The following is a 13,130-nucleotide window of genomic DNA, read 5'->3' as shown; positions in this document are numbered from 1 at the left end:
ATATGAAAAACACTAATTTAAGATAAAACCGTAAATAAAATGTCAATATAAAGATAGAAAATATTGAAGCACCTCTTCATTTTTGGTTTTTGAGAAGGATAATTTAGTAATAGCACTATGACTTCGTTAAAAAATCGAATAATATACCAATTGAGTATAGGGTTAGCGCAAATTGTTCTAAATAGAACTTTAAGCAAAACATTGTTTTTTATCAAGATACATGTTTTGTTACATTCAGAATTATTTCCACACGTACCGTTATTTCCCCTTACTAATTACTGCAACATGTGTTAAAATTGACGCATATCAATATTTTTTATTTGTAATGAGCAAGCTTATGATCCCAGAAAAACGCGTCGTTCGCCGAATCCAATCTGGCGGTTGTGCAATCCATTGTCAGGATTGCAGTATTAGCCAGCTCTGCATCCCGTTTACTTTAAACGAGCATGAGCTTGATCAACTCGATAATATTATCGAGCGTAAAAAGCCCATCCAGAAAGGTCAAACCTTGTTTAAAGCAGGTGATGAGCTGAAATCACTTTATGCCATACGTTCTGGTACAATTAAAAGTTATACCATTACGGAAGAAGGCGACGAGCAAATAACAGGATTTCATCTTGCTGGTGATTTGGTTGGTTTTGACGCCATTATTAATACTGAACACCCAAGTTTCGCACAAGCTTTAGAAACATCGATGGTTTGTGAAATTCCATTCGAAACTTTGGATGACCTGTCAGGTAAAATGCCTAACTTACGTCAACAAATGATGCGCCTAATGAGTGGTGAAATCAAAGGTGACCAAGAAATGATCTTACTGTTATCGAAAAAGAATGCAGAAGAACGCCTGGCCGCTTTTATTTATAACCTCTCTCGTCGTTTCGCGCAGCGTGGTTTTTCTCCACGTGAATTCCGTTTAACCATGACTCGTGGTGATATCGGTAATTACTTAGGTTTAACCGTTGAAACGATTAGCCGCTTACTTGGTCGCTTCCAGAAGAGTGGCATGTTAAGCGTTAAAGGCAAATACATTACTATCGAAGATAGTACACTGTTAAGTGAACTTGCAGGCAAACTTCCTTCGTCAGTTGACGTTTAATCTGTTACATTTCACACGCCAATTTTATAACGGGGCACACAAATTTGTGCCCCGTTTTCTATTTTGTGCTATTGCATTTTATCTTCTTGGGTTATCTTTAAATTGTAGATGGATAAATCCAGCCCTAAAGAGGATATTACAATGGAAAAATATCAAAACCTTCTCGTTGTCATTGATCCTAACCAAGATGACCAACCAGCACTTCGCCGTGCTGTCTATATCGTTCAGCGTAATGGTGGGCGGATAAAAGCTTTTCTACCTGTTTATGATCTCTCTTATGACATGACAACCCTTTTATCTCCCGATGAACGTAATGCAATGCGTAAAGGTGTTATCAGCCAAAAGGCTGCTTGGATCAAACAACAAGCACGCTATTACCTTGAAGCGGGTATAGAGATTGATATAAAAGTCATTTGGCATAATCGTCCTTATGAGGCAATTATTGAAGAAGTCGTTGCAAATCAACATGACTTACTCATTAAAATGGCTCACCAACATGATAAATTAGGTTCACTTATTTTTACCCCTCTAGATTGGCAATTGCTTAGAAAATGTCCTTGTCCAGTTTGGATGGTCAAAGATAAAGAGTGGCCTGAATACGGTACTATCGTTGTCGCTGCAAACTTATCAAATGAAGAGTCTTATCATGATGCCCTTAATCTAAAACTGATTGAGCTAACAACGGATCTCTCTCATCGCATACAAAAAGATCCTGACGTCCATTTACTTAGTGCCTACCCTGTTGCGCCTATTAATATCGCAATAGAGTTACCTGATTTTGATCCAAATCTTTATAACAATGCACTACGTGGTCAGCACCTTATTGCAATGAAAGAGTTGCGCCAGAAATTTTGTATTCCTGAAGAGAAAACGCATGTTAAAGAAGGATTACCAGAGCAAGTGATCCCTCAAGTTTGTGAAGAACTAAATGCAGGTATTGTCGTTTTAGGTATTTTAGGAAGAACAGGCCTATCCGCCGCATTCTTAGGTAATACAGCCGAACAACTTATCGACCATATCAAATGTGATTTATTGGCAATCAAGCCAGATGGTTTTACCTGCCCTATTACTGTCGATAGTGATCACGAATAAATTTCCATGAATAAATAAAAAACGCCAGTAAATTAAGTTTTAACTGGCGTTTTATTTTTATAACAATTTTTGGCTTATCACATTACAGTGCTTTTAAAATTGCATCCACACTCGCTTTAGCATCGCCAAACAACATTTGTGTATTCTCTTTAAAGAACAGCGGGTTTTGAACCCCAGCATAACCTGTATTCATTGAGCGTTTAAACACGATAACATTCTGTGCTTTCCACACTTCTAATACGGGCATACCTGCAATTGGGCTATTAGGATCATCTTGTGCCGCAGGATTCACTGTATCGTTAGCACCTATAACTAAAACTGTATCAGTGTCAGCAAAATCATCATTAATTTCATCCATTTCTAATACAATGTCATAAGGTACTTTAGCTTCTGCTAACAACACATTCATATGACCCGGTAAACGCCCCGCGACTGGATGAATACCAAAACGCACTTTCACACCACGTTGGCGTAATTTTTCAGTAATATCATGCACAGGGTATTGTGCTTGAGCAACCGCCATTCCATAACCTGGGGTAATAATAACTGAGGTGGAGTTTTTCAGCATATCCGCCACTTCTTCAGCGGTTGTTTCGCGGTACTCACCCATTTCCCCTTCTTCTGTTGAAGCTGAGCCATCAGTACCAAATCCACCTGCTATTACGCTAATAAAAGAACGATTCATCGCCTTACACATAATATAAGAAAGAATAGCACCTGAAGAGCCCACTAATGCACCCGTTACAATTAACAAGTCATTGCTCAGCATAAAGCCTGCAGCCGCCGCTGCCCATCCTGAGTAAGAGTTCAGCATCGAAACAACAACTGGCATATCTGCACCACCAATTGATGCAACTAAATGCCAACCAAATGCCAGGGCAATTACTGTCATGATGATGATTAAGAAAACTTGTAAGCCAACACTGTCAGTTTTAACAAACCAAATCATCAATAAAAAAGAAACAACCAAAGCTGCAAGATTTAATTTATGACGATTAGGTAACATCATCGGTTTAGATGACATTTTCCCACTTAACTTACCATAAGCGACAATAGAACCCGTAAATGTGACTGCACCAATGAAGATCCCTAAAAAGACTTCGGTTAGGTGGATATTCACCATGACAGGATCCATTGCTGTATTGTGGTCAAGATAACTATTAAAACCCACTAAAACTGCCGCTAAACCCACAAAACTGTGTAAGATTGCGACCAATTCTGGCATTTGAGTCATTTCGACTTTTTTAGCTAAACGAATACCAATAACGGCACCGATTGCCATTGCAATAATGATCCAACCCACATTGCCAGCATAAGGTCCGAAAATGGTTGCGAACAAGGCAATTGCCATCCCTGCAATACCAAAGTAGTTACCTTGTTTAGAGGTTTCATGCTTTGATAAACCGGCAAGGCTGAAAATAAATAATATCGCGGCGACAATATATGCCGCTGTAACAACTCCGCTGGACATAATTGTCTCCCTTATCCTTTACGGAACATTTTCAACATACGTTGAGTAACAGTAAATCCACCAAAAATATTAATACTCGCAATCAATATTGCGATAAACGAAAATAAGCTAACCCAGCCCCCACTACCAATTTGGAGTAAAGCGCCGACGACGATAATGCCTGAAATTGCGTTTGTCACTGACATTAATGGCGTGTGCAATGAGTGACTTACATTCCAAACAACGTAATATCCAACAACACAAGAAAGTGCGAATACCGTAAAGTGAGATAAAAATTCTTTCGGTGCAACATTTGCGAGCCATGCAAACAATAAAAAGGCGACTGCTAGTAAACTGTATTTCTTCCAAGGTGAAACAGGTTTAGCAACGGGTTTTTCTTGTGGTTTTGCAGTAGGAGTGGCTTTAGGTTGTGCGGAAACTTGAATAGGTGGCGCAGGCCATGTTATTTCACCAGCACGAATGACAGTTACACCACGAATGACAACATCATCAAAATCAATATTAATATTGCCGTCTTTCTCTTTACACAACAATTTCAATAGGTTAACTAAGTTAGTGCCATAAAGTTGAGATGACTGTGCAGGTAGACGAGCCGCTAAATCGGTGTAACCAATGATTTTTACACCATGTTCTGTCGTAACGACTTCATTCGGCACGGTATATTCACAGTTACCCCCGTTTTGAGCAGCAAGATCGACGACAACACTTCCTGGCTTCATTAAATCGACCATCTCTTTCGTAATTAAACGAGGCGCTGGTTTTCCTGGAATTAATGCCGTCGTAATGATGATATCAACATCTTTTGCTTGTTCTGCAAATAATGCCATTTCAGCATCAATAAATGCTTTTGACATTACCTTAGCATAACCATCACCACTGCCTGCTTCTTCCTTAAAATTCAGCTCAAGGAATTCAGCACCCATGCTTTCAACTTGCTCTTTAACTTCTGGGCGAGTATCAAATGCACGAACAATTGCACCAAGACTTCCGGCAGCACCAATTGCAGCAAGACCTGCAACACCTGCACCGATAACCATCACTTTAGCTGGTGGTACTTTACCTGCGGCAGTAATTTGTCCAGTAAAAAATCGTCCGAATTCATGGGCAGCTTCTACAACGGCACGGTAACCTGCAATATTAGCCATTGAACTTAACGCATCAAGAGATTGTGCACGAGAAATACGTGGTACACTATCCATTGCCATAACGTTAATATTCTTTTCAGCTAACTTTTCGAGCAATGCCGCATTTTGAGCTGGCCAAATAAAACTGACCAGTGTTGCGCCATCTTGTAGCAACGCAATTTCATCATCCAGAGGTGCATTTACCTTCAAAATAATGTCTGATTCCCAAACATTTTGAAGAGTGAGGATCTCAGCGCCAGCTTCCTGATAAGCTTTATCTTCAAAGCTTGAGGCAATGCCAGCACCATTTTCAACTGCGACTGTAAATCCTAATTTTATGAGTTGAGCCACTGTAGCGGGTGTAGCGGCAACCCTTGTTTCATTAGAAAGTCGCTCTTTGGGTATACCAATTCGCATAATTTTCCCTTCTTATCCATAGAGATCTGTTAAAACTTCTCCGTTAACTTCACATTCATGCAAAAAAAATGTTAAAAATAATAATATACATGTCATTAATCGGAGTTCTAATAACCTACTGAAAATAAAACCAATAATCTATATCTGTGTAAAGCTAAAATTGAACTTAATTGGATCATTTTAGTCGAAAAGGCATATTTATGAATTATTCACTATATTCAGGTAAATATCTGGTAACATATACTGGTCATTTGACTCTGTGGTGATTCGCTAAATAAAATAATGCGACAAATGCTATTATTACATGTAATAATTAATCCCTATGTGATAAACCACGACGTTCAGCACATGACCAATATTAATTGCGCAAGGCGGAAGGATTTTGTATGAAGCTGAAAACCTCAGTCATCGCAGCAGCGATGTTATCTTTAACTAATATCACTGTTGCGCAGGCTGCTCAGGAATTAACACCCGAACAAGCTGCAGAACTAAAACCATTTGAAAGAATTACAGTTATCGGTCGTTTTAACGCTATTTATGAAGCCGCTGATGCGGTCTCTCGTCGTGCGGATAAAGTCGGTGCTGATAGTTTCTATATTCAAGGTCTAGATGATATTAGTGATAGCGGCAACATGAGTGTGACTGCTGATCTCTACCATAAAGATGCCCCCAAAGCAGATCAAGAAACCTATCGCGTTTTTCATGGCGTGAAAGAGCTACCAAAACCTGAAGCAATTCTGCTACAACCATTTGATACCGTTTCTATCCGAGGTTACTTCCCTACAACCCCTGATATTAACGACGCAATCGCAAAAGCGGCAGCTAAAAAAGGTGCTGCATCATTCTTTATTGTTCGTAACGTAACAATAAATGATGGTGGTAACCAAGAAGTAACAGCTTATATCTACAAAAAAGATGCACCTAAACGCGCTATTCAAGCACCAGAAGCTGTTGTTCCTTATGATTCTGATGCGGGTCGCGCACTGATTGCTGAAGGTGGTGCCGCTGCAAATAAAGTTGAAAAGCCGGGTCTTGCTTCAAACACTGATTTTGATAGAAGTGTAGGTGCTTTTGCTGAAACACAAAGCACGGGTACAAGTGGCCGTTACACTGTCACTTTACCAAATGGGACTGAAATTCAAGAAGTCAACAAAGCAGCTGCTGCATTAATGGATCCTTTTGATACCATTACTTTTAGCGGATACTTTGTCAACTCTCCAGAAATTTCATATCAGGTTGCTAAACGTGCAGCCGCAAAAGGCGCTAAGTTCTACCATATTACAAATGAATGGCAAAGTGACGGTGGTACAGTCACTATTACTGCCGACCTATTCAAGTAATAAAAAATTTCCTATTGAAAAACCTTGCTCTGGCAAGGTTTTTTTTATTCAAAATTTAATCAATTAATCATTATTTTGTGAAAGTGAATAATTTTTATGATTTAATGCATAGACAACCAAATTAACTCTCCGTAAAACCCCGCTGTTTTTTAGTTGTTTTTATCTTTCTTTAAATTTAAGATATTTATATTTATTCTATTTATTGACCAAAAAACAAGAAAATACGCTATTTATTTACAATTTTAATCATGTAGGTAATTATCCTTGAATAAAAAACTCGGCTTAATATCACTCACCGCATTAGTATTAAGCTCAATGGTTGGTGCAGGTGTATTCAGTTTGCCTCAAAATATGGCCGAAGTTGCCAGTCCTGCTGCATTGATTATCGGCTGGACGATAACAGGCATTGGTATCCTCTTTCTTGCGACATCCTTATTACTCCTCTCCCGCCTTCGACCTGATCTTGATGGTGGCATTTTTACCTATGCAAAAGAAGGGTTTGGTGAATTTATTGGTTTTTGTTCAGCATGGGGATATTGGGTCTGTGCTGTTGTTGCTAATGTTTCTTATCTTGTTATTGTTTTTGCTGCCTTTAGCTTTTTTACAGATACACCAGAAAACGTTATTTTTGGTGATGGCAATACATGGCAGGCATTACTTGGAGAGTCAATCTTACTTTGGGTTGTTCATTTTCTTGTTTTACGTGGTGTTCAAACAGCAGCCAGCATTAATCTAATGGCAACCATGGCAAAACTCCTTCCTTTGGGATTATTTGTTATTGTCGCTCTATTAGCTTTTAATATGGATATATTTACCCTTGATTTTAAAGGTGTAAATCTAGGTGTCCCTGTTTGGGATCAAGTCAAAAATACCATGCTAATTACACTATGGGTATTTATTGGTATTGAAGGTGCTGTTGTCGTTTCTGCAAGAGCTAAAAATCGTCGTGATGTGGGTTTAGCAACCGTACTTGCCGTTGTCATCGCATTAGTTATCTATATTCTTGTCACTTTGTTATCACAAGGTTTAGTTAGCCAAACAGAATTAGCCGCGATGAAAAATCCATCAATGGCACCATTACTCGTTCAGCTTATTGGTAGTATAGGCGAGATAGTTATTGCCGCGGGGCTTATTCTCTCTGTATGTGGTGCTTATTTAAGTTGGACAATCATGGCAGCTGAAGTGCCATATATTGCCGCATTACACCACTCTTTCCCTAAACAATTAGGGAAGCAGAATAAAAAATGATGCTCCTTCATCTTCATTATGGTTTACCAATTATGCAGTTCAATTCTCGTTAATTTTAATTTGGTTGACAGGAAGTAACTACAATACATTATTGACCATAGCATCAGAGATGATCCTTGTGCCTTATTTTCTCGTAGGCGCATTTTTATTTAAAGTGGCAATTACACGCAGTAGTCGTGCTTTATTATTAATAGCTATACCAGCGAGCCTATATGGTTTATGGCTACTTTATGCATCAGGCGTCATTAATTTATTGCTCTCTGTCGTATTGTATGCGCCAGGTATCCTGATATTTCTATACACACGAAAGCAATATCAAGACAAAAAACCCCTATTATTCAGTGAAAAAATTTTATTGGTTCTTGTCTTATTTGGTGCGATCCCAGCTTTAGGCTATTTAGCTATTTACTAAAACACTCTTAGAGGTACTGGAAAAACAGTACCTCTTTTATTCTCGTTCTCACCTCTCTTCAAAAATAAGTCAAAAAATCTCACTTAAGACCAAAATTTCCCTTTTAAGCTGTTATTTATAACATTGATGGTTAGGTGCTTATAAAGATAAAAAAATATAGTATGTTGTAACTAATTTAAAGGTAACTATTAATTAGCAAGCCAATAAAAAACCCACAAGAAACCTATGTTCTCGTGGGTCTACACATACTATCATTAAATTAGTTAAAACTAATTTGTTCCATCGCCTGCAATATACGTTTATCCGATATTGGATACGGTGTACCTATCTGCTGAGCAAACAGGCTCACTCTAAGTTCCTCTATCATCCAACGAATATTTTGTACTTCATCTTGCTGCTTTTGTTTTTCTGTAAGTTTACCTAACCACTGTTGCCACTGTTGAATAACATTTTCAACTCGACTCATTTGAGCGCGATCACGATTAGGATCAATAGCCAGTTTCTCCATTCGTTTTTCAATGGCACTTAAATAACGAGGGATGTCTGCAAGACGCTTCCATCCATGCGAGGTAACAAAACCAGGAAAAACTAACTGACCAAGTTGAGCTTTAATATCAGATAATGCAAAAGCAACGCTAATATCTACCCGCCCTTTTAAACGTTTATTAATAGCAAATACTTGAGTTAAAATCGCTTCAACTTGCTTTGCTATTTCAACCACAGCATCATTTAATTCAGCTCTGACATATTCTTGCAGTTTTTGATATTCATCTTCTTGCCAAATTAAACCACCATAAGACGCCATTAATTTATCAACACCACAAGCAATACAATCATCAATCAACTCTAGCACTTTGCCATAAGGGTTAAAGTAAAGACCTAGTTTTGCTTTATTCGGTAATTTTTCATGCAAGTATTTTATCGGTGACGGAATATTTAATAATAATAATCGTCTTATCCCTTTCCACATTGAAGTTTGCTGTTCAGATTCTGTTTCAAAAAGCTTAATACCTACACTGTTTTTTTCATCCACAAGTGCTGGATAAGCCTTCACTGAATAGCCACCTCGTTTTTGCTCATAACGCTGAGGCAAATCACCAAAACTCCAAATATGTAAATCGTGTTGTTCAATACCATGATCAGCGACTGCTGATAGTGTTTCTTGGACTTTTTCCTTTAAATTCTCTTTTAATTTATTGAGATCTTTACTTTCTGCCAGCGTTTTATTTTTATCGCCAACAACACGGAATGTCATTTTTAAGTGATCTGCAACTTGATCAAGTTGCCAACTCTCTCTATCAACGGTCACTCCCGTCATACGACGCAATTCTTTTTCAAGTCTATCGAGTAAATCGCCTTCAACTTGGGGTACACGTTCTAAAAAAGCAGATGCATAATTAGGTGCTGGTACAAAATTACGGCGAATAGGTTTTGGCAATGACTTAATTAATGCCACGATCAATTCATGACGAATACCCGGAATTTGCCAATCAAAACCTTCGTCTTTTACCTGATTTAAAATAGGTAATGGAATATGGACAGTCACACCATCAGCCGCAGTACCTGGTTCAAATTGATAGGTTAAACGTAATTTTAGATTATCTTGATGCCAATAATTTGGATAATCTAATGCGCTAACACGTTTGGCATCATCTTTAATCAGCATACTTTTTTCAAAGTTAAGCAGATCAGGTGATGACTTTTGAGCCTCTTTCCACCACTTATCAAAATGTCGAGATGAAACAACATCCTGAGGTATCCGTTGATCGTAGAAAGTAAACATTGTTTCATCATCAACAAGAATATCTCGGCGACGAGATTTATGCTCTAATTCTTCAACTTCTGTCCGTAATTTTAAATTGTCACGAAAAAATGCATGACGAGTTTGCCAATCCCCCTCCACTAATGCATGGCGAATAAAAAGTTCACGACATAAAAGCGGGTCAATTTGACTGTAATTAATAGGTCGAGAAGCCACAATTGGCAAACCATACAAAGTCACTTTTTCATTCGCCATTACAGCGCCTTGCGCTTTTGACCAATGAGGTTCGCTATAGTGATGTTTCACCAAATGTTCAGCAATAGGTTCAATCCATTCGGGTTCAACGCGTGCCGCTATTCGCCCCCATAAACGAGACGTCTCAACTAGCTCCGCCACCATAGTCCATTTTGGTGGTTTTTTAAACAACCCCGAACCTGGATATATAGAGAAACGGGCATTTCTTGCACCTGTAAACTCTTGTTTATCTGCATCTTTTTGCCCAATATGCGACAACAAACCACTTAGTAGTGCTACATGAACACTTCTGAAATCAGCAGGCTCACTATTAACAGGAAAGCCTAATTCTTTAACAACCTGCCGCAATTGCGTATAAACATCTTGCCATTCACGAACACGCATAAAGTTTAAAAACTCTTGGCGACACAACTTTCTAAATTGAGAATGACTCAACTCTTTTTGTTGTTTTTTTAAATAATCCCACATATTTAAAAAAGATAAAAAGTCAGAGTCTTTATCTTGGAAGCGTCGGTGTTTTTCATCAGATGCTTGCTGTTTATCCATCGGTCTTTCACGTGGATCTTGAATTGAAAGTGCGGATGTAATAACCATCAATTCTTTGACTGCACCATATTTACGCGCTTCAAGTACCATTCTCGCCAAACGAGGATCAATAGGAAGTTGTGCAAGTTGTTTCCCCATAGGGGTTAAACGATAAGCACCATTGTGATCGGTTTCGTTTTGTAATGCGCCTAGTTCTTCTAATAAACGAACACCATCTTGAATGTTACGTTTATCGGGTGGCTGTACAAATGGGAATGCACTAATATCGCCTAACCCTATTGATGTCATTTGCAAAATAACAGATGCTAGATTAGTTCTTAATATTTCAGGATCAGTAAATTCAGAACGGGAAATAAAATCATCTTCAGAATAAAGGCGAATACAAATACCATCAGAAACACGACCACAACGCCCTTTTCTTTGATTTGCTGAAGCTTGAGAAATAGGCTCTATTGGAAGTCTTTGTACTTTAGTTCGATAGCTATAACGACTTACACGTGCAAAACCGGTATCAATAACATACTTAATACCTGGTACCGTTAATGACGTTTCGGCAACGTTCGTTGCTAAAATAATACGTCTGCCATTATGAGGATGAAAAATTCGATTTTGTTCGCTGTTAGATAAACGGGCAAATAAAGGCAAGACTTCAGTATGTCGAAGTTGCAATTTATTCAGTGCATCAGCAGTGTCACGAATTTCTCGTTCACCACTCATAAAAATAAGAATATCACCCGCACTTTCTCTGCTTAATTCTTCAATAGCATCAACAATACCATCAGTCATATCCTTATCACTATCAAGCTCGTCGCCACCAATAGGACGATATCTGACTTCAACAGGATAAGTCCGACCGGAAACTTCAATGATCGGTGCTTGATTGAAATGTTTGGAAAAACGTTCAGGATCGATGGTCGCAGAAGTAATAATAACTTTTAAATCAGGGCGTTTAGGTAATAATTGCTTTAAATAGCCAAGGATAAAATCGATATTTAAACTACGCTCATGGGCTTCATCAATAATGATAGTATCATATTGTAATAGCAGTTTATCTTGCTGTAATTCAGCCAATAAAATACCATCTGTCATTAGCTTAACAAGGGTATTCTCACCGACATGATCACTAAAACGAACCTTATAACCTACTGATTCTCCTAACGTACTTTTTAATTCATGAGCGATACGTTCAGCGACTGAACGCGCAGCTAAACGACGAGGCTGAGTATGACCAATAAACCCCTTGATCCCTCGCCCTAATTCAAGACAAATTTTAGGGATCTGAGTTGTTTTACCCGAGCCTGTTTCCCCTGCAATAATAACGACTTGGTTATCTCTGATTGCATTATAAATGGCATCTTTCTTTTGACTAACAGGAAGGTTTTCAGGGTAAGTAATTTCAGGACAATTAGCACGACGGCGAATTATCATCTGTTGTGCTTTTGTAATATCGTCTTTAATTGCACTTAATACCGCTTGTTTAGACTCTTCATTATTGATTTTAGCGACGCCACGTAGACGTTTTCTTAATCGTTGCTGCTCCCGCAACGATAATTGCTCTATTTCTTGATAGAGCGTGGCAGATGATAATGTCACCTTTTTATTATCCTTTTTTGAGGTTATTCTAATCAAAACTAATGTCTGTATGATATCACAACAGGCTATTGGCACATAAAGGCTTGATTAAATTTCTTATTATATGATTTCATATAATCAATAATTTTTGAATAGCATATTCAAAGGATTGTAATGTGATCTTTTAAAGATAAGGTAAACTACTATTCACTAATAAATTTAAACAAATAGAACATGTTATAAACTACGGGAAGAAAATGAAAAAAATCCTTGTACTGAAATCCAGCATTTTAGATAGCTATTCACACAGTAATAAAATGACCGATTACTTCATTGAAAATTGGCAGAATAATCATAAAGATGACTTAATCACAGTACGTGATCTTGCTAAAGATCCTGTGCCTGCTCTAGATCAAGCGACTCTATTTGCTTTTGGCAAAGAGACAGCAATGCTATCGGATGAACAAAAAAGCAGCTAGAACATTATCAGATGAATTAATTAGTGAATTAAAAGCTCACGATATGATAGTCATTGCTGCACCCATGTATAACTTTTCAATTTCATCTCAATTAAAGCATTATATTGATTTTATTGCTCGCGCGGGTGAAACATTTAAATATACTGAGGCGGGTTCTGTCGGTTTGATTGAAAATAAACAAGCGATTGTATTAACCAGTCGTGGTGGTGTCCATAAACTGCACCCATGTATAACTTTTCAATTTCATCTCAATTAAAGCATTATATTGATTTTATTGCTCGCGCGGGTGAAACATTTAAATATACTGAGGCGGGTT

6 protein-coding genes and 3 pseudogenes are annotated in these 13,130 nt (G+C 38.0%); 6 read left to right on the top strand and 3 right to left on the bottom strand.

Annotation, left to right across the window (positions count from 1 at the left end; genetic code table 11):
- Positions 1–337 precede the first annotated feature (337 nt).
- Together BHE89_RS21645 and uspE are read left to right on the top strand one after the other, a co-directional pair.
- Complete coding sequence (locus tag BHE89_RS21645) at positions 338–1,096, top strand: FNR family transcription factor (RefSeq protein ID WP_069369121.1); 759 nt, start codon at positions 338–340, stop codon at positions 1,094–1,096.
- A gap of 141 nt (positions 1,097–1,237) precedes the next feature.
- Positions 1,238–2,188, top strand: a complete 951-nt coding sequence (gene uspE / locus BHE89_RS21640) for a universal stress protein UspE (protein WP_069369120.1) — start codon at positions 1,238–1,240, stop codon at positions 2,186–2,188.
- A gap of 82 nt (positions 2,189–2,270) precedes the next feature.
- On the opposite strand, the gene pntB is transcribed toward uspE, so the two are convergent.
- Together pntB and pntA are read right to left on the bottom strand one after the other, a co-directional pair.
- Complete coding sequence (gene pntB, locus BHE89_RS21635; RefSeq protein ID WP_069369119.1) at positions 2,271–3,659, bottom strand: Re/Si-specific NAD(P)(+) transhydrogenase subunit beta; 1,389 nt, start codon at positions 3,657–3,659, stop codon at positions 2,271–2,273.
- An 11-nt stretch (positions 3,660–3,670) separates the two neighbouring features.
- Positions 3,671–5,200 (bottom strand): Re/Si-specific NAD(P)(+) transhydrogenase subunit alpha, encoded by a 1,530-nt coding sequence (gene pntA / locus BHE89_RS21630; RefSeq protein ID WP_069369118.1) that lies wholly within the window; start codon positions 5,198–5,200, stop codon positions 3,671–3,673.
- Between the two features lie 386 nt (positions 5,201–5,586).
- Here pntA and ydgH point away from each other — a divergent pair, with 386 nt between their 5' ends.
- Both ydgH and BHE89_RS21620 read left to right on the top strand, forming a co-directional pair.
- The gene (gene ydgH / locus BHE89_RS21625) at positions 5,587–6,540 is read left to right on the top strand and encodes a DUF1471 family protein YdgH (RefSeq protein WP_069369117.1); all 954 of its coding nucleotides are present in this window, start codon (positions 5,587–5,589) and stop codon (positions 6,538–6,540) included.
- A gap of 264 nt (positions 6,541–6,804) precedes the next feature.
- A pseudogene (locus BHE89_RS21620) lies at positions 6,805–8,200 on the top strand (basic amino acid/polyamine antiporter).
- Positions 8,201–8,459: 259 nt separating this feature from the next.
- On the opposite strand, the gene hrpA reads toward BHE89_RS21620, so the two are convergent.
- Positions 8,460–12,356, bottom strand: a complete 3,897-nt coding sequence (hrpA, locus tag BHE89_RS21615; RefSeq protein WP_069369115.1) for an ATP-dependent RNA helicase HrpA — start codon at positions 12,354–12,356, stop codon at positions 8,460–8,462.
- 236 nt (positions 12,357–12,592) lie between these two features.
- Here hrpA and BHE89_RS21610 point away from each other — a divergent pair.
- Both BHE89_RS21610 and BHE89_RS21605 read left to right on the top strand, forming a co-directional pair.
- Positions 12,593–13,040 (top strand): annotated as a pseudogene (locus BHE89_RS21610) (NAD(P)H-dependent oxidoreductase); the annotation flags it as partial.
- Positions 13,034–13,130: pseudogene (locus tag BHE89_RS21605) on the top strand (NAD(P)H-dependent oxidoreductase); the annotation flags it as partial. The pseudogenes BHE89_RS21610 and BHE89_RS21605, both read left to right, overlap by 7 nt.

This window comes from Shigella sp. FC1967, from assembly GCF_001743005.1.
Taxonomy (GTDB): Bacteria; Pseudomonadota; Gammaproteobacteria; order Enterobacterales; family Enterobacteriaceae; genus Proteus.
This window is presented reverse-complemented; position numbering and strand designations above follow the sequence as displayed.